Origin of the sequence: Streptomyces sp. NPDC093600 (assembly GCF_044764755.1) — a bacterium.
Taxonomy (GTDB): Bacteria; Actinomycetota; Actinomycetes; order Streptomycetales; family Streptomycetaceae; genus Streptomyces.
On record NZ_JBIWIU010000001.1, the window covers coordinates 333,426 to 353,084 of the forward strand.

Here is a 19,659-nt window from a genome sequence, read left to right on the forward strand (position 1 = left end):
GGGGCTGAAACGTGCAGAATCTGATTGCGCTGCTGGTCGCGGCGCCCCTGCTGGGAGCGGTCGTCCTGCTGTGCGGCGGCCGCCGCCTGGACAAGGCCGGGCACTGGCTCGGCACGCTCCTCGCGGCCGCCTCCTTCGTCATCGGCGCCGTCCTGTTCACCGACATGCTGGGCAAGGGCGCCGAGGACCGGGCCCTGCACCAGCGGCTGTTCAGCTGGGTCCCCGTCGAGGGCTTCCAGGCGGACGTCGCCTTCCAGCTCGACCAGCTGTCGATGACCTTCGTCCTGCTGATCACCGGCGTCGGCTCGCTCATCCACGTGTACTCCATCGGCTACATGGAGCACGACGAGCGCCGCCGCCGCTTCTTCGGCTATCTGAACCTCTTCCTCGCGGCGATGCTGCTGCTCGTCCTCGCCGACAACTACCTGCTGCTGTACTTCGGCTGGGAGGGCGTCGGCCTCGCCTCGTACCTCCTGATCGGCTTCTGGCAGCACAAGCCCACCGCGGCGACCGCCGCCAAGAAGGCGTTCCTGGTCAACCGGGTCGGTGACATCGGTCTGTCGATCGCCATCATGCTGATGTTCACCACCTTCGGGACCTTCGCCTTCGGGCCGGTGCTCTCCTCGGTGGGGGAGACCTCCGAGGGCACGCTGACCGCGATCGGGCTGATGCTCCTCCTCGCCGCCTGCGGCAAGTCGGCCCAGGTGCCGCTGCAGTCCTGGCTCGGGGACGCGATGGAGGGCCCGACCCCGGTCTCGGCCCTCATCCACGCGGCCACGATGGTCACCGCCGGTGTCTATCTCATCGTCCGCTCCGCCGACATCTTCAACGCCGCCCCCGACGCGCAGCTCGCCGTCACCGTGGTCGGCGCGGTCACGCTCCTCTTCGGTGCGATCGTCGGTTGCGCCAAGGACGACATCAAGAAGGCGCTGGCCGGCTCGACGATGTCGCAGATCGGCTACATGATCCTGGCGGCCGGCCTCGGCCCCATCGGCTACGCCTTCGCGATCATGCACCTGGTGACGCACGGCTTCTTCAAGGCCGGGCTCTTCCTCGGCGCCGGTTCGGTCATGCACGGCATGAACGACGAGGTGGACATGCGCAAGTACGGCGGGCTGCGGAAGTACATGCCCGTCACCTTCGCCACCTTCGGTCTCGGCTATCTCGCGATCATCGGCTTCCCGGGCCTGTCCGGCTTCTTCTCCAAGGACAAGATCATCGAGGCCGCCTTCGCCAAGGGCGGCACCGAGGGCTGGATCCTCGGCGGAGTGGCTCTGCTGGGCGCGGCCATCACCGCGTACTACATGACCCGCGTGATGATCATGACGTTCTTCGGTGAGAAGCGCTGGCAGCCCGCCCCCGACCCGGCGACGGCCCCCGGCGTCGAGCCCGGCGTCGAGGCGAAGCCCGGCGAGATGCCGCACCCGCACGAGTCCCCGAAGTCGATGACGATCCCGATGATCCTGCTGGCCGTCGGATCGGTCGGCGCGGGCGCCCTGTTCGGGATCGGCGACCGCTTCGTGAAGTGGCTGGAGCCCGTGACGAAGTTCGAGCACGGACACCCGCCGATCAGCGCCGGAGCCATCACCTCCGCCACGGTCGCCGTCATGGTGATCGGTGTCGCGATCGCCTACCTCCAGTACGGGCGCAGGCCCGTCCCGGTGGTCGCCCCGCGCGGCTCGCTGCTCACCCGGGCCGCCCGCCGCGACCTGCTCCAGGACGACTTCAACCACGTCGTCCTCGTCCGCGGTGGCGAGCACCTCACCCGCTCGCTCGTCTACGTCGACCACAGCCTGGTCGACGGCGTGGTCAACGGCACCGCGGCCTCCGTCGGCGGCCTGTCCGGCCGGCTGCGCAAGCTGCAGAACGGCTATGCCCGCTCGTATGCGGTCTCCATGTTCGGAGGTACGGCGGTGCTGATCGCCGCGACCCTGCTGATGAGGGCGGTGTAACTCTCATGTCCTTCCCTCTTCTGACAGTGACGGCGGCGGTACCGGCGGTCGGTGCGATCCTCACCGCCGCCGTGCCCGCGACCCGCCGTACGGCGGCCAAGTGGCTGGCGCTGCTGGTCTCGCTGGTCACGCTCGTGCTCGCCGCGCTCGTCATGGTCCGCTTCGAGCCGGGCGGCGACCGCTACCAGCTCGTCGAATCGCACTCCTGGATCAAGGACTTCGGGGTCCGTTACGAACTGGGCGTGGACGGCATCGGGGTGGCGCTGATCGCGCTCACCGCGCTGCTGATCCCCTTCGTGATCCTGGCCGGCTGGCACGACGCCGACCCCCTGGAGACGAAGTCGTCGCGCTGGCGGCCCACGCAGGGCTTCTTCGCCCTGATCCTGATGGTCGAGGCGATGGTGATCCTCTCCTTCGAGGCCACCGACGTCTTCCTCTTCTACATCCTGTTCGAAGCCATGCTCATCCCGATGTACTTCCTCATCGGCGGCTTCGGAGACCGGGCGCACGCGGGCTCCGACGAGCATGCGGCCGCCCAGCGCTCCTACGCGGCGGTCAAGTTCCTGCTGTACAACCTGGTCGGCGGACTGATCATGCTCGCCGCCGTCATCGGGCTCTACGTCGTCGCGGGGAACTTCTCCCTCACGGAGATCGCGGAGGCGCGGGCCAGCGGCCGGCTGGAGATGGCGACCAACACCGAGCGGCTGCTCTTCCTCGGCTTCTTCTTCGCCTTCGCGGTGAAGGCGCCGCTGTGGCCGCTGCACACCTGGCTGCCGAACGCGATGGGGGAGGCGACCGCCCCGGTCGCCGTCCTCATCACCGCCGTGGTCGACAAGGTCGGCACCTTCGCGATGCTCCGCTTCTGCCTCGGGCTCTTCCCCGAGGCGTCGAAGTGGGCGACCCCGGTGATCATCACGCTTGCCCTGATCAGCATCGTGTACGGCGCGCTGCTCGCCGTCGGCCAGCGGGACATCAAGCGCCTGGTCGCGTACGCCTCGATCTCCCACTTCGGCTTCATCATCATGGGCATCTTCGCGATGACCAGCCAGGGCCAGAGCGGTGCCACGCTCTACATGGTCAACCACGGGCTCTCGACTGCGGCGCTGATGCTGGTCGCCGGCTTCCTGATCTCCCGGCGCGGTTCGCGGCTCATCGCCGACTACGGCGGTGTGCAGAAGGTCGCCCCGGTGCTCGCCGGCACCTTCCTGATCGGCGGGCTCGCCACCCTCTCGCTGCCGGGCCTCGCGCCCTTCGTCAGCGAGTTCCTGGTCCTCGTCGGCACGTTCGCCCGCTACCCGGTGGCCGGCGTCATCGCCACCACCGGCATCGTCCTCGCCGCGCTCTACACCCTCGTCCTCTACCAGCGGACGATGACGGGCCCGGTCAAGGAGGAGGTCCGGACCATGCCGGACCTGCGGGTGCGCGAACTGGCCGTCGTCGCCCCGCTGATCGCCCTGCTGATCTTCCTCGGGGTGTTCCCGAAGCCGCTGACCGACATCGTCAACCCGGCCGTCACCCACACCATGTCCGACGTCCAGCAGAAGGACCCTGCACCCGAAGTGGAGGCGGCCAAGTGAGCGCATCTGCCGTCGCGCCAGCTGTCCACAGCCTGTGGACGACGGCCGCCGAGCCGTTGAACAAGATCCCGGCCCCTCACATCGAGTACGTCCAGCTCTCGCCCGTACTCATCGTGGTCGGCGCCGCCGTCCTCAGCGTCCTCGTCGAGGCCTTCGTGCCCCGCAAGGCCCGCTATTACAGCCAGGTGTTCCTCAGCGTCCTGGCCCTGGCCGTCGCCTTCGCCGCCATCGTCGGCCTGGCGGCAGGCGGATACGGCTCCACCAAGGCGCACATCGCCGCCATGGGGGCCATCGCCGTCGACGGCCCGGCGCTCTTCCTGCAGGGCACCATTCTCCTCGCCTCGATCGTCGCGGTCTTCACCTTCGCCGAGCGCAGGCTCGACCCGGCCGACCACGGCCACAAGGTCGACTCCTTCGCGGCCGAGGCCGCCGCCGTCCCCGGCAGCGAGCAGGAACGGGCGGCGGTCAAGGCCGGGTTCACCACCACCGAGGTGTTCCCGCTGGCACTGTTCGCGGTCGCGGGCATGCTGGTCTTCCCGGCCGCCAACGACCTGCTGACGCTCTTCATCGCCCTGGAGGTCTTCTCCCTCCCGCTCTACCTCCTGTGCGCCATCGCCCGCCGCAAGCGGCTGATGTCGCAGGAGGCCGCGGTCAAGTACTTCCTCCTGGGCGCCTTCTCCTCGGCGTTCCTGCTCTTCGGCATCGCCCTGCTCTACGGCTACGCCGGCTCCGTCTCGTACGCCACCATCGCGAACGTCGTCGACGGCACGGTCGCCTCGGTCGACCCGGCGCTCGCCGCCACCATGGGCAACGACATCCTGCTGCTCATCGGCTTCGCCATGGTCCTCATGGGGCTGCTGTTCAAGGTCGGCGCCGTCCCGTTCCACATGTGGACCCCGGACGTCTACCAGGGCGCGCCGACCCCCGTCACCGGCTTCATGGCCGCCGCGACGAAGGTCGCCGCGTTCGGCGCGATGCTGCGCCTGCTGTACGTGGTGCTGCCCGGCCTCACCTGGGACTGGCGGCCGGTCATGTGGGGCGTCGCCATCGTCACCATGCTGGGCGGCGCGGTCGTCGCGATCACCCAGACCGACATCAAGCGGCTCCTCGCGTACTCCTCGATCGCCCACGCCGGGTTCATCCTGGCCGGTGTCATCGCGGCCACGCCCACCGGCGTCTCGTCCGTGCTGTTCTACCTCGGCGCCTACTCCTTCGTGACGATCGGCGCCTTCGCCGTGGTCACCCTGGTCCGCGACGCGGGCGGTGAGGCGACGCACCTGTCCAAGTGGGCGGGGCTCGGGCGCCGTTCGCCGCTGGTTGCGGCCGTCTTCGCGGTCTTCCTGCTCGCCTTCGCCGGCATTCCGCTGACCTCCGGCTTCGCCGGGAAGTTCGCGGTCTTCAAGGCGGCGGCGGAGGGCGGCGCGGGCGCGCTGGTCGTGGTCGGCGTGGTCTCGTCGGCGGTCGCCGCGTTCTTCTACATCCGGGTGATCGTGCTGATGTTCTTCAGCGAGCCGAAGGCCGACGGCCCCACGGTCGCCGTGCCGTCGGGCTTCACGACGGTCGCGATCACGGCCGGTGTGGCGGTGACGCTGGTGCTCGGCGTCGCGCCGCAGTACTTCCTGGACCTGGCGAACCAGGCGAGCGTGTTCGTCCGCTAGCCGGTCGACGACACCGCTCAGGGCCCGGGCCCCGCGAAGGGGGGGGCCGGGCCCTGCGGCGTGGCTACGGCTTCGCCTGCTCCGGCGGGCAGCAGTCCACCCGCGGGTTGTACGGGGCGAAGACACCCTTCGGGTTCTTCTTGAAGATCCAGGCGTGCAGGGAGTAGTGGCTCCCCAGGCCGGGGAGGACGTACGGGCCGTCGAAGCCCCGGTCGAAGATCCCCGGCCTCGGCTGGCCCGTGTTGAGGACGATGTACTCGAGCGCGACGAGCTTCCGCTTGCCCTTGTGGTCGTCCTCGTAGAGCAGGGCGGCGGGCTTGGTCGGGTCGGTCGAGCCGATGTGCGCCGGGTTGACGTAGTGGTAGCCCATGCCGCCGAGCTTCTCGTCCTCGACGCACTCGTCCGTCCGCTGGTAGCCGTCGTCCAGGGCGGCCTGTTCGGACTTGTACTTCACCGTGGCGTGGTAGGCCTTCTTCAGGTCCGGATGGGACCGGTCGTGGCCTTTCGCGGCCGAGGCCGGGGCGGTCGCCAGGGCCATCGAGGTGGCGGCGGCGAGGCCGAGCGCGGCTATGAGCGGACGGGGTCGTGCGGGCATCTGCGTGCTCCTTGGACGGGAGTGTCGGGGTCCCCCCACCGACAGCAGCATGGGCCGCCGGTGAGGGGCCCGCACGCGGGGTGGCCCATTGGAGGGGTCAGGCAGCCGGAACGATCCGGCCCGCCACCTCGCCGAGCGCGACCTGCGTGCCGTCCGGCCCCGGAGCCCAGGCGGTCAGGGTGACGTCGTCGCCGTCCTCCAGGAACGTCCGCTTCCCCGAAGGCAGTTCGAGCGGATCGCGGCCGTTCCACGTCAGTTCGAGGAGCGAACCGCGCTGATGCGTCTCGGGGCCCGAGACCGTACCGGAGCCGTACAGGTCGCCGGTCCGCAGCGAGGCGCCGTTGACCGTCATATGGGCGAGCTGCTGGGCGGCCGTCCAGTACATCGTCGAGAACGGCGGCTCGGAGACCACCTCGCCGTTGATCCGGACCGTGATCCGCAGATCGAAGCCGCCGGGCTCCTCCTCCGTGGAGTCGTCGAGGTACGGCAGCAGGTCGTGGGTCCGGGCCGGCGGGCGGACGCGCGCCGCGTCCAGCGCCTCCAGCGGGGTCACCCAGGCCGAGACGGACGTCGTGAACGACTTCCCGAGGAACGGGCCGAGCGGTACGTACTCCCACGCCTGGATGTCCCGCGCCGACCAGTCGTTGAGCAGCGTCAGACCGAAGACGTGCTCGCGGAAGTCGCCGAGCGCGACGGGGGTGCCGAGGGTGGAGGGGGTGCCGACGACGAAGCCGACCTCCGCCTCGATGTCCAGCTTCACCGAGGGGCCGAAGACCGGCGCCGGGTCGGTGGGCGCCTTGCGCTGCCCGGCGGGGCGTACGACATCGGTGCCGGAGACGACGACCGTGCCCGCGCGGCCGTGGTAACCGATCGGTAGGTGCTTCCAGTTCGGGGTGAGCGCGTCGCCGTCGGGGCGGAAGATCCGGCCCACGTTGGTGGCGTGGTGCTCACTCGCGTAGAAGTCGACGTAGTCCGCGACCTCGTACGGCAGGTGCAGCGTGACGGAGTCCAGCGGGTGCAGCAGCGGCTCTATGTCGGGCCGGTGGGCGGGCACCGTCACCCAGGCGGTCAGCGCCCGGCGCACATCGCGCCAGGCGGTGCGCCCGGCGGCGAGCAGCGGGTTGAGGCTGGGCTGCGCGAGCAGGGCGGCATAGGGCGAACCGAGCGCGTGCGCGGCGGCACCCGCGTCGAGCACATGCCCGCCGATGCGGACGCCGACCCTCCGCCGGTCGGGCTCGTCGGCGGTCGAGAAGACGCCGTACGGAAGGTTGTGCGGGCCGAAGGGATCGCCCTCGGCCAGGTCGAGCGGGGACTGCTCGGGCATCGGTGCTTGCCTCGCTTTCCACGGGTGTGGGGGACACGTTACGGGGCGGGTCGCGCGGCGCGGATGACATGGGTCACACAGAAGGTGCGCCCTCCGTGGGCAACTATCCCTGTTCGGGAGATTCGTACCTCCTGTGAGGGTCCTGTGGGGCGAACCGGTCGGCAACTTCCCTCGTCGACGGGGCTTTTCAGGTCATACGATCGCCGGGACGAAGCGCCGCGTGAGGTACCCGCAGGCGCTCGCCCCCACCATCGTTTCCTCTTCTTCCACACCAGAGACGGGTTCGTTGTGAACATGCGCCGTACTCTCGCGGTCGTCGTGGCCACCGCCGTGACCACCCCTGTCCTCCTCCTCTCGGCGGCACCCGCCTTCGCGGACACGAAGCCGGCGCCGGCCGCCGGGACGCAGAAGACGCCGACGCCCGACGAGCTCAAGGCGGCGGTCGCCGCCGCGCAGAAGGCCTACGACGAGGCCGCCGCCAAGGTGGACGCGGCGCTCCAGGCCTTCAAAGACATGGACAGGACGTCCCCGCTGAAGGCCGCCGCCGAAGCGGCGCTGAAGGCCGCCGACGAGGCCGCCGCCCAGAAGACCGCCGCCGACGCCGCGGTCGTCGAGGCCCAGGCCAAGCTGGACGCCGCCGCCGACGAGACGGCCGAGGCGGAGGCCCGGAAGGCCCTCGACGAGGCGAAGAAGACCGCCGAGGAGGCCGCGGCCGCCAAGACCGCCGCCGACACCACGGCGTCCGAGGCGTCCGACACGTACCTGGACGCGCGGGTCGCCGCGTCGCAGGAGATCCACCGTCTGCAGACGGCGGAGGAGGAGGCCCTCAAGGCCCTCGACAAGGCCGAGAAGGCGCTTGAGGACTACGACGAGCTGCCTCCGACCGACCCGTGCGTCGTGGACGAGAAGTTCACCACCGTCGTCCGCGGGCTGCCCGGGAAGCTCGTCGCCGGCACGACCGTCCCCTTCACGCTCCGCGTGACCAACGGCGGTGACGAGACCCTGGACAACGTGTACCCGGAGATCGACATCTCGGCCCACGACACCAGGGGCACGCTGGAGAAGTACCTGGACCTGGAGTGGTCCACCGACGCCAACCCGAAGTGGCAGGACGTCGACCGCTACGGCTCGCTCGCGCTCGGTGCGATGAAGGCCAAGACCTCCGTCGACGTCAAGCTCCGACTGAAGATCGACGCCAAGTCACCCGCCGGACAGGGCACCGTCCAGGCCTCCGGTCACCACGTCGGAGACAACGACGGCGGCTGCGGCCTCACCATCGGCATGAACGTCTACGAGTTCTCGCTCGCGAAGGCGCCCAAGACACCGGCCGGCGGCAACGGCTCCGGCAACGGCTCCGGCGGTGGGGGCAGCACGGGCACCACGCCGCAGGGCGGCACCTCCACCACCCCGGTGACGGGCAAGGGCACCACGACCGGCACTACGACCGGCGGCACGCTCGCCAAGACCGGCTCCAGCGACGCCGTACCGCAGATCGCGCTCGCCGGTGCCGCGGCCGTCGCGCTCGGTGCCGGCGCCATGGTCGTCGCCCGCCGCCGCAGGACCGGCGCCGACGCGTAGCCGTACGGGTCCGCGCCCCGGCACCGGAGCGGCATGACATGCATCACACAAAAACTGAGGCCTCCGTGCACAACTGTCCGTGTTGGCGGCCTTTGTTCAGCCTGTGAAGCTCCGGTGCCGGTGAGGGCTCTGAATTCTCCCTATTCCATGTCCTTATGCGGGTCATACGATCGCGTCGGCGTCGGGCCGCGTGAGGTATCCGCAGGCGCGACGCCCACCACTCTTTTCATCTTCTCGACCAGAAAAGGTCCACCTTGAAGATCCGCCGCATTCTCGCGACCGCCGTGGCCGCCGCTGTGACCACGCCCGTCGTGTTCCTCTCCGCCGCTCCCGCTTTCGCGGACACGAAGCCGGCCGGGGCCCAGACGCAGAACCAGAAGCCGTCGATCGAGCAGCTGAAGCTCGAGGTCGCCGCCGCGCAGAAGGCGTACGACGCCGCTGTCGTCGCCGTCGCCGACGCCGAGAAGGCGCTCAAGGCGCTGGAGAACGCCGAGCACCCGCTGGTGGTCGCCAAGGCCGCCGCCAAGAAGGCCGCCGACGAGGCCGCCGCCAAGAAGACCGCCGCCGACGCCGCGGTCGTCGAGGCCCAGGCGAAGCTGGACGCCGCCACCACCGACGAGGACAAGGCCGCCGCGCAGACGGCCCTCGACGAGGCGAAGAAGACCGCCGAGGAGGCCGCGACCGCCAAGACCGCCGCGGACACCAAGGCGTCCGAGGCGTCCGAGGACCTCGACGACGCGCGCGTCGCCGCCGTCCGGGCGATCGGTGTTGCCCAGAACGAGCAGAAGAAGGCCCTCAAGGCGCTCAAGGCCGCCGAGAAGGCCCTCGCCGACGCCGAGGCCGCCGAGGGCGAGGAGCCCGGCGACGACTGCGTCGAGGAGTCCAAGCTGAAGATCGGCCTGACCGGCCCGAAGAAGGTCGTCGCCGGTACCAGCGCCGTCTTCACGCTGAAGATCACCAACGGCACGACCAAGTCGCTGGACGAGGTCGGCGCCTACGCCGAGGTCTTCAACATGGACTCGATGGAGGAGAAGGACCTCGACAAGTACCTGGACCTGACCTGGTCCACCGCCGCCAACCCGAAGTGGCAGCACTTCGACGACGAGACCGGCGCCATCGCCGGTGCCGTCAAGCCCGGCGGCCACGCCGACATCAAGCTGCGCCTCACGGTGGACGCGAAGTCCCCGGCCGGTGACGGCATCCTGTTCGCCGCGGGCGGCTACGAGAACAAGGACGGCTCCTGCGGCTGGTCCAAGGACGCCGGCTCGGCCGAGTTCGACATCGTCGCCAAGTCGAAGCCGGGCACCGGCAGCGGCACCGGCACCGGTGGCGGCAACGGCAACACCACCGAGCAGGGCGGCACCTCCACCACCCCGGTGACCGGTGGCGGCAACGGCAACACGTCCACCAACGGTTCGCTCGCCAAGACCGGTTCCAGCGACGTCGTTCCGCAGATCGCCCTCGCGGGTGGCGCGGCCCTCGTCCTCGGTGCCGGCGCGATGTTCGTCGTCCGCCGCCGTAAGGCCGGTTCGAACGCCTGACACGCGGTATGAGAAAGGGCCCGCATTCCTGACGGAATGCGGGCCCTTTCCCTTTCACACACCGGGAGTTCACCCCGCTGTTCGCGGAATCCGCTTCTCCCAGGTGCGGTGGAAGAGGACTTCGCCGCCCTCCTTGCACACCACTTCGTCCGACGTGCGGAATACCTCCGCGTCGCACGAGATCTCCGAACGCGTGTCGACCGTGACGTCCCACGCCAGATCCGGACGGTGCAGCCGGATCGACCATTCCGAGCGCGTCCGGGCGCTCAGCGGGCCGCTCTCCTCGATCGTGTACGTCTCCAGGACGTCCTCGCCGCATTCGAGGCCGTCCGGATAGACCCGCGTACCTCCGTACCGGGGGTCGACCTCCAGCCGCCACTCGCCCTTGGCGACGTCGCGCACCACGAGCCGCTCCGGCCGTGGCTCCTCCAGCGTCGCCGGGACGCTGACGCCCAGCGGCGCGGACTGCTCCGGCTCGTCCCACCTCACCGCGTCGACCGTGGGGCGGCGGATCGGGAGGACCAGGTGCGAGGCGGCCGGGTCGAGCGTGAAGCCCGCCGCGTCCGGCCGGGGCCAGATCCACGGCCAGTACGTGGAGGAGACCGCGAGGCGGACGCGGTGACCGGGCGGGAAGGCGTGGCCGATGCCGTTCAGCTCGAAGACGTGGTCCTCGCTCTCGCCGACCCGCGCCGGGACCGCCCGGTCACCGCCGTGGCGGGCGGAGAAGTTGAGCGCCCCCCGGGTGACCAGGGTCGAGGAACCGTCGGGAGCGACGTCGCAGAGGCGGGCGATCACCTGCCCGGTCGCCGCCCCGGGGCGCAGCGAGAGGCTCACGCGCGGCCGGCCGAGGATTTCGACGGGCCCGCCGCCCTTCGGTACGGCGAAGTCGAAGCAGGCCGAGTGGGCGTCCTCGGCGCGCTGGTCGGGCGGCAGGTCGGCGTCGTTGCCGAAGGGGCGGAAGCGCCCCGCGTCCAGGCCGGTCCGCTGGGGCGAGCGGACCAGGACCGGCTCGCCCTGGAAGGCGTACGTCACGGGGATGACGTGCGGCGAGGGCCAGGCGGGGTCCGCGACCCAGCGGCCCGGCAGCTCCTCGTACACCGTGGCGGGCGGATGGGACTCGCTGATCCAGGAGCGGAGCAGGGGCTCGGCCATGACGTCGTTCCTCGCGCCCTTGAGGTGGTGGTCCCACCAGCGCAGGGTCTCCTGGAGGAAGCCGATCGCCGGGCCCGGCGGCAGGCCGCGGTCGGGGTACTGGTGCGACCAGGGCCCGATGATCCCGCGGACCCGGTCCGGGGGCAGCTGCTCGACGAGCCGCAGCACGGTGTCCCGGTACGGGTCGTGCCAGCCGCCCACGGCCAGGACCGCCGCCCGGACGGCGCCGTACTCCTCCCGGACGCTGCCGTTCCTCCAGTAGTCGTCGCGGGTCTGGTGGGCGAGCCAGGTGTGGATGAAGGGCTGGACGGCCTCCAGGCGGCGCAGCCACATCTCGCGCCACTCCTCGCCCACGTACAGCGGGTCGGGCGGGCGGGAGACGGAGGCGAGCAGGGTGGCGGCCGAGGCGTGCATACCGGCGGCGAGGACGGAGCCGCCGAGGTAGTGGACGTCGTTGTCGTAGCGGTCGTCGGTGGAGCAGACGGCGACGACCGCCTTGAGCGGTCCGGGGGCGAGCGCGGCGATCCGCAGCGCGTCGAAGCCGCCCCAGGAGATGCCGAACATGCCGACCCCGCCGCTGCACCAGGGCTGCTCGGCGAGCCAGTCGATCACCGCCACCCCGTCGGCGAGCTCGGTGGCGTCGTACGCGTCGCCGGGCAGGCCCTCGCTGTTGCCGTGGCCGCGGACGTCGACGCGTACGGAGGCGTAGCCGTGGCCCGCGTACCAGGGGTGGCGCTGCCAGTCGCGGGGGGCCGTCCCGTCGGTGAGGCGGTGCGGCAGGTATTCGAGCAGGGCCGGTACCGGCTCGTCCGCGACCGGCCGCCAGACGCGCGCGTACAGCCTGGTGCCGTCCGGCAGCGGGATGCGGAGGTCGGTGCGGGTGGTCTCGTACGGGAACGCGGTGCGGATGCGCATGTCAGGGCCTCGGTGGACGGGGTGAGGGGTGCGGCGCCTGATCGGCTTCGGGTGGAGGCCGCTCACCGCCGGTGTCGATGTCGATCACTCTTCGGGACAAACCGCTTATTTATGGCCGTATCGGCTGATCACGAACATACCGGGGGTGGCGGGAAGGCGCCCATGGTGATCGAAACGCGACCGGATACGCTGACTTGAGCGAATCGAGCGACACATCGACAATCCGTGTGATCGTCAGCAGGCGTCAGCAGACAGGAGACCCCCTCGTGACCGTCGTCGGGCCGTTCGGTCTTAGCGTGCGGGACCAGGCTCTTGAGGCCGATGTCCAGGCCGGATTGGCGGCTGTGGAGGCGGGTCTCCTCGACGCCACCAAGAGCGAGATCCCCTTCATCACCGAGGCCGCCCAGCACCTCGTCCTGGCGGGCGGCAAGCGTTTCCGGCCGCTCCTGGTGATGCTCGCCGCCCAGTTCGGCGACCCGCACGCGCCCGGTGTCGTGCCCTCGGCCGTCGTGGTCGAGCTCACCCACCTGGCCACGCTCTACCACGACGACGTCATGGACGAGGCCGACGTACGGCGCGGTGTCCCCAGCGCGAACGCCCGCTGGAGCAACTCGATCGCCGTCCTGACGGGTGACTTCCTCTTCGCCCGCGCCTCGCACATCCTGGCGGACCTCGGACCGGAGGCCGTGCGCATCCAGTCGGAGGCGTTCGAGCGGCTGGTCACCGGCCAGATCCTGGAGACCGCGGGCCCGCAGGCCGACCGCGACCCGATCGACCACTACCTCGACGTCCTCGGCGGCAAGACCGGCTCCCTGGTCGCCGTCTCCTGCCGCTTCGGCGCCATGATGTCCGGCGCGGACGAGAGCGTCGTCGCCATCCTCACCCAGTACGGCGAGCGGCTCGGCGTCGCCTTCCAGCTCGCCGACGACGTCCTGGACATCGCCTCCGACTCCCACGAGTCCGGCAAGACCCCCGGCACCGACCTGCGCGAGGGCATCCCCACCCTGCCCGTGCTGCGTCTGCGCGCCGCGGCGGCGGCGCACGGACGCCCCGAGGACGTCGAACTGGTCGAGCTCGTGGACAGCGACCTCACCGACGACGCGCGCCACGCGGAGGCCCTGCGCCGGCTGCGCGCCCACCCGGCCCTCGAACAGGCCCGCCGGGACACCGTCCGCTACGCCGAGGAGGCGCGGGCCATGCTGGCGCCGCTGCCCGCGGGGTACGCGAAGGCGGCTCTGGAGGAGCTGTGCGACGCGGTGGTCCACCGCGCGGGTTAGGGCGTCTCGGGGTTCCGTCATCCCGTAGCAGTAGGCGAGGTTGCGCCCGGAGTCTGACGATTCCGTACCGCCGTTTTGGTCAGATGGATGTCATCGACCACGGAGGTAGGGCAGACCATGGCACCGAACGACAGCACTGAGACCACCGAGCGCACGAGCGGCCGCGCGAGCCGGAAGATGAGCCGTTACGTCGTCCCGGTCGCGGTGGCCGGAGTGGCCGCGGCGACCATCGGACTCGTGCCGGCCCTGGCGGCGTCCGGAGACCCGAAGCTGCCGGAGATCACGGCCCAGGAGCTCGTCGAGAAGATCGCCGCGTCGGACACGCAGACGGTGTCCGGCACGTTCAAGATCAGCACCGACCTGGGGCTGCCGTCGATCGCCGGCCTCGCGGAGGGCCTGGCCGGCGGCGGGGCGGGGGCCTCCTCGGCGGACCCGCAGGACAAGCTGGCCGAGCTGGTCTCGGGCACCCACACGCTGCGCGTGGCGGCGGACGGCCCGGACCGCCAGAAGCTGACCGTCCTCGACGGCTCGGACGAGTACAGCCTGATCCACAACGGCGAGGACGTCTGGGCGTACGACAGCAAGTCGAACGAGGTCTTCCACGAGAAGGCGGAGACCGGCGGGGCGAAGGAGGAGAAGGAGCTCCCGAGCACCCCGAAGGAGATGGCGGACGAGATCCTGAAGGCCGCCGACGGTACGACGTCCATCACGGTGGGCGGTACGGCGAAGGTGGCCGGCCGGGACGCGTACCAGCTCGTCATCAAGCCGAAGCAGAGCGGCTCCACGGTCGAGTCGGTGAAGGTGGCGGTGGACGCGGAGAACGGCGTGCCGCTGAAGTTCACGCTCGCCTCGACGGCCGGTGGGAAGCCCGTCGTGGACGCCGGCTTCACCAAGGTCGACTTCGGCCGGCCGGCCGCCTCGACGTTCGACTTCAAGGCGCCGAAGGGCGCGAAGGTGACCGAGGGCGAGGTGTCGGAGGGCGGGGACTCCTCCGCCGAGCACGGGAAGCACGCCGAGGAGCTGGAGAAGGGCTTCGCGGACTTCGCCGGCATGAACGTCATCGGCGAGGGCTGGACGACGATCGCGACGCTGGACACCGGTGCTCCGGCGCCGAAGACCGACGAGGCCCCTGCGGAGGTCAAGGGCTTCCTGGACGCGCTGGGCGACAAGGTCAGCGGGAAGTTCGGCTCGGGCACGGTCTTCAAGACCAAGCTCGTCAACGCGCTGATGACGGACGACGGCAAGGTCTACGTCGGCGCGGTCACCCAGGACGCGCTCGTGGACGCGGCGAACGCGGCGAAGTGAGTGGGACCCCGGGTGGGTCGGGGCTTGAGGTCACCGGCCCACCCGGGAGTTCTTGCGGGCCTCGGCTCAGCACATGAGCTCGAAGCCGTTGCTCAGAACGTCAGCTTGAAGCTGTTGATGTAGCCGGTGTCCTGGGCGGCCCTGTCCTGGACGCGGAGTTTCCAGGCGCCGTTGGCGACCTCGCTGGAGGCGTTGACGGTGTAGGTGGCGATCACGTTGTCGGCCGAGTCGGAGGACGAGTACGGCTTGAGGTTGTAGACCGAGCCGTCCGGGGCGACGAGGTCGACGACGAGGTCACCGCGCCAGGTGTGGACGATGTTCACGTCCACCTTGAGGGTGGAGGGCGCGTTGCCGGTGACACCGGTGACGTCGACCGTGGAGGTCACCGCGGCGCCGTTGTCCGGGATGGACACGTCGGCGGTGTTCTCGAAGACCGGCCCGGGCGGGGTGGTCGAACCGGCCGACAGCGTCCAGACCGCGTGGGCGACGGCGTCGCTGTTGCGGTCCAGGGCGGTGTCGTTGATGTTCGACGTGGTGTCGCAGGAGGAGTGGTAGCAGCGGTCGAAGGCCGTGGTCGTGCCGCCCCACTTCTGGACCTGCGCGCTGGTCTTGACCCGGCTGGCGCCGGTGAACAGACCGCCGACGGGGATGCCGACGTTCTTGAACGAGGCGTGGTCGGAGCGGCCGTCGCCCTCGGTCTCGATCTCGGTGGGGACACCGAGGCCGGCGAAGTAGGACTTGAAGGTCTGCTCGATCGTCGGGTCGTCGTCGTAGACGAAGTAGCCGGGGTTCGGCGAGCCGATCATGTCGAAGTTCAAATAGCCGCTGAACTTCGAACGCTCGGTGGTGGGAAGGTTGTTGACGTAGTACTTCGACCCGACGAGCCCGAGCTCCTCGGCGCCCCACCAGCCGAAGCGCAGATGCTTCGTGGGCTTGAGGCCGGCCCGGGAGACGGCGAGCGCGGTCTCCAGGACGGCGGCGGAACCGGAGCCGTTGTCGTTGATCCCGGCGCCGGAGGACACCGAGTCGAGGTGGGCCCCCGCCATGATGACCTGGCCCGGGTCGCCGCCGGGCCAGTCGGCTATGAGGTTGTAGCCGGTGGTGCCGTTGTAGCTGAACTGCTGGACGGACGTGGTGTATCCGGCCGCGTCCAGCTTGGCCTTCACGAAGTCGATGGACGCCTTGTAGCCGGGACGGCCGTGGGCGCGGTTGCCGCCGTTGGCGTTGGCGATCGACTGGAAGTCGGCCAAGTGCTGCTTGACGTTGGCCAACGGGATGTCGGGCGCGGCGAGTGCGCCGGCGGGGGTGGCGGGGGCCGCGGACGCCGTGGTCCCGGCGAGCCCGCCGAGGGCCATCGCCGCGACGGCGGCGAGTGCGGCGGTACGTCTGGGAACGGAGAGTTTCATGTGGGGGCTCCGGATTCCGAACGGGGATGGGACGGAACGTGCGAGACGCCCCGCGGCGTGGGTGCCACGAGGCGCTGGAGCTGTGCGTGGTGCGGTTGCGCGTCTGTGCGTCGTACGGCTGTGTGTCGTACGGCTGTGCGTGCTGAATGTTCAGCGAGAGTTTGACTCTCCGTCAAGAGCGAAAACCGGTCAGCCCCGTTCGCTGACCGGACAGATCGCCCCGTAACGTGACGTCCGAATTCCGCCGGTGGTGCGGGGTGGCCGGGCGTGAGGCTGAGGCCATGACCACCTACACCGCACGCGCCATCGAACCCGCCGCCCTCGCCGAGCTCCGCGTCGCGGACGACGCGGGCCGGCCCTGCGTGCCGTTCGTCCACGAGGAGGGCGGCGATCCGCTGCGCTGCTGTCTGCGGCCCGCGCGCGCCGGGGAGCGCGTCGCGCTCGTCTCGTACGCGCCGCTGCGCCGCTGGGCGGCGGCCACCGGTGCGGAGCCGGGGGCGTACGACGAGCAGGGGCCGGTCTTCATCCACGCCGAGGAGTGCCGGCGGCCGGGCGGCACCGACGCGTACCCCTTCTCCCGCCCCGGCGCCCTGCGCACGCTGCGCCGGTACGGGGCGGACGGCCGGATCGTCGGCGGCCGGTTCCTGCGGATCCCGGAGGCCGCGACCGAGGCGTTCGACGCGGCCTTCGCGGAGGCCTTCGCCGACCCGGAGGTGGCGCTCGTCCATGTCCGGGCCGTCGAGTACGGCTGCTTCCACTACGAGGTCCGCCGGGACTTGTAGCGCCTATCGTTTTTCGATAGATTTCCATCGTTGCTCGATCGAAGGAGAAGCGATGGGAAAGCTGACAGTGCTCGCGCTGCGCGCCGTGCTCGTGGCGTTGCTCGCCGGCTCGGTGTTCGTTCAGGCGGTGATGGTGCCCCTGCTGGCCAGTGACATGGAGGGGCTCGACCCCGACGTCGCCCATCTGCGCACCCCGGTCCTCGTGATCACGGTCCTGGGCATCGTGGCCGCCCAGGTCGTCCTGGTCTCCGTGTGGCGGCTGGTGACGATGGTGCGGCGCGGCACCGTCTTCTCCCACGCCGCCTTCCGGTACGTGCACATCGTGATCGGCGCGATCGTGGCGGCCGCGCTGCTGGTCTTCGCCTTCGGCGTCGTCCTGGCCCCCGGCGAGGCGGTCGCGCCGGGCGTCGTCCTCCTGATCGGCGGGGTCGGCGTGGCCGTCCTCGGGGTCGCGCTCATCGTGCTGGTGCTGCGGATGCTGCTCGCCCAGGCCGTGGCCCGCGACGCGGAGGCGGCGCAGATGAAGGCCGAGCTGGACGAGGTGATCTGATGCCGATCGCCGTCGACATCGACGTGATGCTCGCGAGGCGGAAGATGTCCGTGGGCGAACTCGCCGAACGCGTCGGAATCACCCCCGCCAACCTCGCGGTCCTCAAGAACGGCCGCGCCAAGGCGGTGCGCTTCGCGACACTCGCCGCGCTGTGCGAGGTACTGGAGTGTCAGCCGGGAGACCTCCTCCGCTGGGAGGCGGAGGAGCCCCCGACGGACTGACGGTGCGCCACCTGCCTTGATTCCCGCGACAGCGAGCGCCACGCGGTCGAGTGCGGGATGAACCGTTCCCGTCGCGGCCATCAACGAGTGGCTGTGACCGACTCATTCGATGCGGGATGTCGGGTGTCCTCGCGCGGCGGCTCGGCGCCATTGCCTCGACGGATGGTCCGTAGAGCGGTGCCGGGACGCCACACCCGTATGACCAGCTCGTCGTTGTCGACTGCTGTGTGCACGACCTCCGTCAGTTCGGTACGGAAGAGATGGAACGGCTGCGGCGGGTGCACGTCGTCCGCGTACCGCGAAAGCGCCTCGGCGTTGGTGATCTCGACTGCCCGACCGCTGACCCGCACGTCCCCGTCCCGCGTCCCGTCGTCCGGACCCGGGTTCGCGTAGAGCGCGAAGCGCGGGTCGCGGCGCAGGTCCAGAGCCTTGCGGGAGTTCGCCATCATGCCGAGCCACAACTCGCCGAAGCGGATATCCGCCTCAAGGCCGGTGAGACGGGGGCTGCCGTCCGCGCGCAGGGTCGCGAGGACAGGGTGCTCGTACTGCGCGAATCGCTTCCGCACGGCCTCGGCGAACGTCGCCTCAGCTGCCTCGAACTCCGCCCAACCGGATGTCTGCATCTCCATGGCTTCCATCAAACTGCGGATACAGGACATCTACTGTCTGGATTGATCTCTGCGGTGGGCGGGGTGCGCCGGGGGCGCGTGGGTCACTGCACGCAGAACTCGTTCCCCTCCGGGTCCGTCATCACCACCCACGTGCCCCCCGGCTCCGATACGCGGCGCAGGACCGACGCTCCCTGTGCCGTCAGGCGGTCCACCTCCGCGTCGCGGGCGTCCGGGCCCGGGTGGAGGTCCATGTGGAGGCGGTTCTTGACCGTCTTCTTCTCCGGGACGCGCTGGAAGAGCAGACGGCGGCCGAGCCCGGCGCCGCTCTGCTCGTCGTACGGGTCGTCCGGATGGCGGACGGCGGCCAGATCTCGCCATGCGAGGCGGCCGGAGACCGAGAGCGTCATCTCGGGCGTCACGACGCCCAGGGTGAGGAGCCGGGTGATCTGGGCGCTGTGGTCCTCGTCCGTGTAGCCGAGGGCGGCGGCCCAGAAGGCCGCCTGGGCGTGCGGATCGGCGGCGTCGATCACGAGCTTCCAGTGGATCGGAGTCATGTAACTACTTATACTGGTTTCGTGACGCGGACCACAACAGCGATGACCCTCCATCACCCGGACGGCCAGACCTTCCCGTTCGACGCGGGCTCCCTCTGCATGGAACTGCTGGTGACCGGCGGCCCCGGCCCGGTCGCCTCGCGGTTCGAAGTCCTCGACCGGGTCGACGGGCTGCTCGACTGGGTCCGGCGGTGCCGGCTCGCGCCCGGACTCGATCTGACGGTCACCGCGGCCGAGCTCGCGCGGGTACGGGACGTACGGGACGCGCTGTGGCGGCTGGCCGGTGCCCGGGCGCACGGGCGGCCCCTCGCCCCGGACGACGTCGACACCGTCAACGCGGCGGCCGCCCATCCGCCGCTCGTCGCCCGGTTCACCCCGGGCGGCGCGCACGTCTGGGCCCCCGGGGCGACCGGGTCCGCGCTGCTCTCGACCGTCGCCCGCGACGCGATCGAGCTGTTCACCGGCCCCCACGCCGACCGGGTCCGCGTCTGCGGCGCCGACAACTGCGCTCTGCTCTTCGTGGACACCTCGCGCCCCGGCCGCCGCCGCTGGTGCGCGATGGAGCGGTGCGGCAACCGGCACAAGGTGCGGGCGCACCGGGCCCGTACCGCCCGCGACGGTGAAGGGGAGGGAGAGGTGTGAAGGCTGCGGGCCCGTTCCG

General features: G+C 70.5%; 17 protein-coding genes. 11 read left to right on the forward strand and 6 right to left on the reverse strand.

The window, feature by feature from the left end; translation table 11 throughout:
* Window positions 1-11: 11 nt before the first annotated feature.
* From nuoL to nuoN, 3 genes are read left to right on the forward strand one after another with little or no spacing between them, the layout of a single operon-like run.
* On the forward strand, window positions 12-1,952 hold the full coding sequence (nuoL, locus tag ACIRB4_RS01670; protein WP_403287812.1) for an NADH-quinone oxidoreductase subunit L: 1,941 nt from the start codon (window positions 12-14) through the stop codon (window positions 1,950-1,952).
* A 5-nt stretch (window positions 1,953-1,957) separates the two neighbouring features.
* Window positions 1,958-3,529 (forward strand): NADH-quinone oxidoreductase subunit M, encoded by a 1,572-nt coding sequence (locus ACIRB4_RS01675; RefSeq protein ID WP_403287813.1) that lies wholly within the window; start codon window positions 1,958-1,960, stop codon window positions 3,527-3,529.
* Complete coding sequence (nuoN, locus tag ACIRB4_RS01680; protein ID WP_403287814.1) at window positions 3,526-5,187, forward strand: NADH-quinone oxidoreductase subunit NuoN; 1,662 nt, start codon at window positions 3,526-3,528, stop codon at window positions 5,185-5,187. Before ACIRB4_RS01675 ends, nuoN begins: the two co-directional genes overlap by 4 nt.
* Before the next feature lie 64 nt (window positions 5,188-5,251).
* On the opposite strand, the gene ACIRB4_RS01685 is transcribed toward nuoN, so the two are convergent.
* Complete coding sequence (locus tag ACIRB4_RS01685) at window positions 5,252-5,782, reverse strand: hypothetical protein (protein ID WP_403287816.1); 531 nt, start codon at window positions 5,780-5,782, stop codon at window positions 5,252-5,254.
* Window positions 5,783-5,879: 97 nt separating this feature from the next.
* Window positions 5,880-7,106 (reverse strand): fumarylacetoacetase, encoded by a 1,227-nt coding sequence (gene fahA / locus ACIRB4_RS01690; protein WP_403287817.1) that lies wholly within the window; start codon window positions 7,104-7,106, stop codon window positions 5,880-5,882.
* Between the two features lie 294 nt (window positions 7,107-7,400).
* Between fahA and ACIRB4_RS01695 the strand changes: the two genes are divergently transcribed.
* Both ACIRB4_RS01695 and ACIRB4_RS01700 read left to right on the forward strand, forming a co-directional pair.
* On the forward strand, window positions 7,401-8,684 hold the full coding sequence (locus ACIRB4_RS01695) for an LPXTG cell wall anchor domain-containing protein (protein WP_403287818.1): 1,284 nt from the start codon (window positions 7,401-7,403) through the stop codon (window positions 8,682-8,684).
* A gap of 254 nt (window positions 8,685-8,938) precedes the next feature.
* Complete coding sequence (locus ACIRB4_RS01700; protein ID WP_403287819.1) at window positions 8,939-10,225, forward strand: LPXTG cell wall anchor domain-containing protein; 1,287 nt, start codon at window positions 8,939-8,941, stop codon at window positions 10,223-10,225.
* 69 nt (window positions 10,226-10,294) lie between these two features.
* Here ACIRB4_RS01700 and ACIRB4_RS01705 read toward each other — a convergent pair whose 3' ends face one another.
* A complete protein-coding gene (locus ACIRB4_RS01705) occupies window positions 10,295-12,292 on the reverse strand; it encodes a CocE/NonD family hydrolase (RefSeq protein WP_403287821.1) in 1,998 nt (665 codons plus the stop codon).
* A gap of 266 nt (window positions 12,293-12,558) precedes the next feature.
* Here ACIRB4_RS01705 and ACIRB4_RS01710 point away from each other — a divergent pair, with 266 nt between their 5' ends.
* On the forward strand, window positions 12,559-13,569 hold the full coding sequence (locus ACIRB4_RS01710) for a polyprenyl synthetase family protein (protein ID WP_403287823.1): 1,011 nt from the start codon (window positions 12,559-12,561) through the stop codon (window positions 13,567-13,569).
* Window positions 13,570-13,686: 117 nt separating this feature from the next.
* Window positions 13,687-14,874, forward strand: a complete 1,188-nt coding sequence (locus tag ACIRB4_RS01715; protein WP_403287824.1) for an outer membrane lipoprotein carrier protein LolA — start codon at window positions 13,687-13,689, stop codon at window positions 14,872-14,874.
* 92 nt (window positions 14,875-14,966) lie between these two features.
* On the opposite strand, the gene ACIRB4_RS01720 is transcribed toward ACIRB4_RS01715, so the two are convergent.
* A complete protein-coding gene (locus ACIRB4_RS01720) occupies window positions 14,967-16,280 on the reverse strand; it encodes a M28 family metallopeptidase (protein WP_403287825.1) in 1,314 nt (437 codons plus the stop codon).
* A gap of 281 nt (window positions 16,281-16,561) precedes the next feature.
* On the opposite strand from ACIRB4_RS01720, the gene ACIRB4_RS01725 reads away from it, so the two are divergent.
* Genes ACIRB4_RS01725 through ACIRB4_RS01735 form a run of 3 tightly spaced genes read left to right on the forward strand, consistent with a single transcriptional unit; the run spans window position 16,562 to window position 17,833 of the window.
* Complete coding sequence (locus ACIRB4_RS01725) at window positions 16,562-17,062, forward strand: DUF1203 domain-containing protein (RefSeq protein WP_403287827.1); 501 nt, start codon at window positions 16,562-16,564, stop codon at window positions 17,060-17,062.
* A gap of 52 nt (window positions 17,063-17,114) precedes the next feature.
* Complete coding sequence (locus ACIRB4_RS01730; RefSeq protein ID WP_403287828.1) at window positions 17,115-17,612, forward strand: DUF2975 domain-containing protein; 498 nt, start codon at window positions 17,115-17,117, stop codon at window positions 17,610-17,612.
* Window positions 17,612-17,833: a helix-turn-helix domain-containing protein gene (locus ACIRB4_RS01735; RefSeq protein WP_403287829.1), complete on the forward strand. Its 222-nt coding sequence runs from the start codon at window positions 17,612-17,614 to the stop codon at window positions 17,831-17,833. The genes ACIRB4_RS01730 and ACIRB4_RS01735 overlap by 1 nt, the downstream gene beginning before the upstream one ends.
* 80 nt (window positions 17,834-17,913) lie before the next feature.
* Here ACIRB4_RS01735 and ACIRB4_RS01740 read toward each other — a convergent pair whose 3' ends face one another.
* Window positions 17,914-18,471: a pyridoxamine 5'-phosphate oxidase family protein gene (locus tag ACIRB4_RS01740; protein ID WP_403287830.1), complete on the reverse strand. Its 558-nt coding sequence runs from the start codon at window positions 18,469-18,471 to the stop codon at window positions 17,914-17,916.
* Between the two features lie 74 nt (window positions 18,472-18,545).
* Entirely contained in the window at window positions 18,546-18,998 is a 453-nt protein-coding gene (locus ACIRB4_RS01745; RefSeq protein ID WP_403287831.1) for a VOC family protein, read from the reverse strand.
* Between the two features lie 42 nt (window positions 18,999-19,040).
* On the opposite strand from ACIRB4_RS01745, the gene ACIRB4_RS01750 reads away from it, so the two are divergent.
* Window positions 19,041-19,640 (forward strand): CGNR zinc finger domain-containing protein, encoded by a 600-nt coding sequence (locus ACIRB4_RS01750; RefSeq protein WP_403288639.1) that lies wholly within the window; start codon window positions 19,041-19,043, stop codon window positions 19,638-19,640.
* Window positions 19,641-19,659 lie beyond the last annotated feature (19 nt).

Excerpts from the sequence above, each read along its gene's own strand:
- ACIRB4_RS01730 (WP_403287828.1), top strand. The coding sequence starts at position 17,115 with ATGGGAAAGCTGACAGTGCTCGCGCTGCGCGCCGTGCTCGTGGCGTTG.
- ACIRB4_RS01685 (WP_403287816.1), bottom strand. The coding sequence starts at position 5,782 with ATGCCCGCACGACCCCGTCCGCTCATAGCCGCGCTCGGCCTCGCCGCC.
- fahA (WP_403287817.1), bottom strand. The coding sequence starts at position 7,106 with ATGCCCGAGCAGTCCCCGCTCGACCTGGCCGAGGGCGATCCCTTCGGC.
- ACIRB4_RS01705 (WP_403287821.1), bottom strand. The coding sequence starts at position 12,292 with ATGCGCATCCGCACCGCGTTCCCGTACGAGACCACCCGCACCGACCTC.
- ACIRB4_RS01725 (WP_403287827.1), top strand. The coding sequence starts at position 16,562 with ATGACCACCTACACCGCACGCGCCATCGAACCCGCCGCCCTCGCCGAG.
- ACIRB4_RS01675 (WP_403287813.1), top strand. The coding sequence starts at position 1,958 with ATGTCCTTCCCTCTTCTGACAGTGACGGCGGCGGTACCGGCGGTCGGT.
- ACIRB4_RS01750 (WP_403288639.1), top strand. The coding sequence starts at position 19,041 with ATGACCCTCCATCACCCGGACGGCCAGACCTTCCCGTTCGACGCGGGC.
- ACIRB4_RS01735 (WP_403287829.1), top strand. The coding sequence starts at position 17,612 with ATGCCGATCGCCGTCGACATCGACGTGATGCTCGCGAGGCGGAAGATG.
- ACIRB4_RS01695 (WP_403287818.1), top strand. The coding sequence starts at position 7,401 with ATGCGCCGTACTCTCGCGGTCGTCGTGGCCACCGCCGTGACCACCCCT.
- ACIRB4_RS01740 (WP_403287830.1), bottom strand. The coding sequence starts at position 18,471 with ATGGAAGCCATGGAGATGCAGACATCCGGTTGGGCGGAGTTCGAGGCA.
- ACIRB4_RS01720 (WP_403287825.1), bottom strand. The coding sequence starts at position 16,280 with ATGAAACTCTCCGTTCCCAGACGTACCGCCGCACTCGCCGCCGTCGCG.
- ACIRB4_RS01715 (WP_403287824.1), top strand. The coding sequence starts at position 13,687 with ATGGCACCGAACGACAGCACTGAGACCACCGAGCGCACGAGCGGCCGC.
- ACIRB4_RS01745 (WP_403287831.1), bottom strand. The coding sequence starts at position 18,998 with ATGACTCCGATCCACTGGAAGCTCGTGATCGACGCCGCCGATCCGCAC.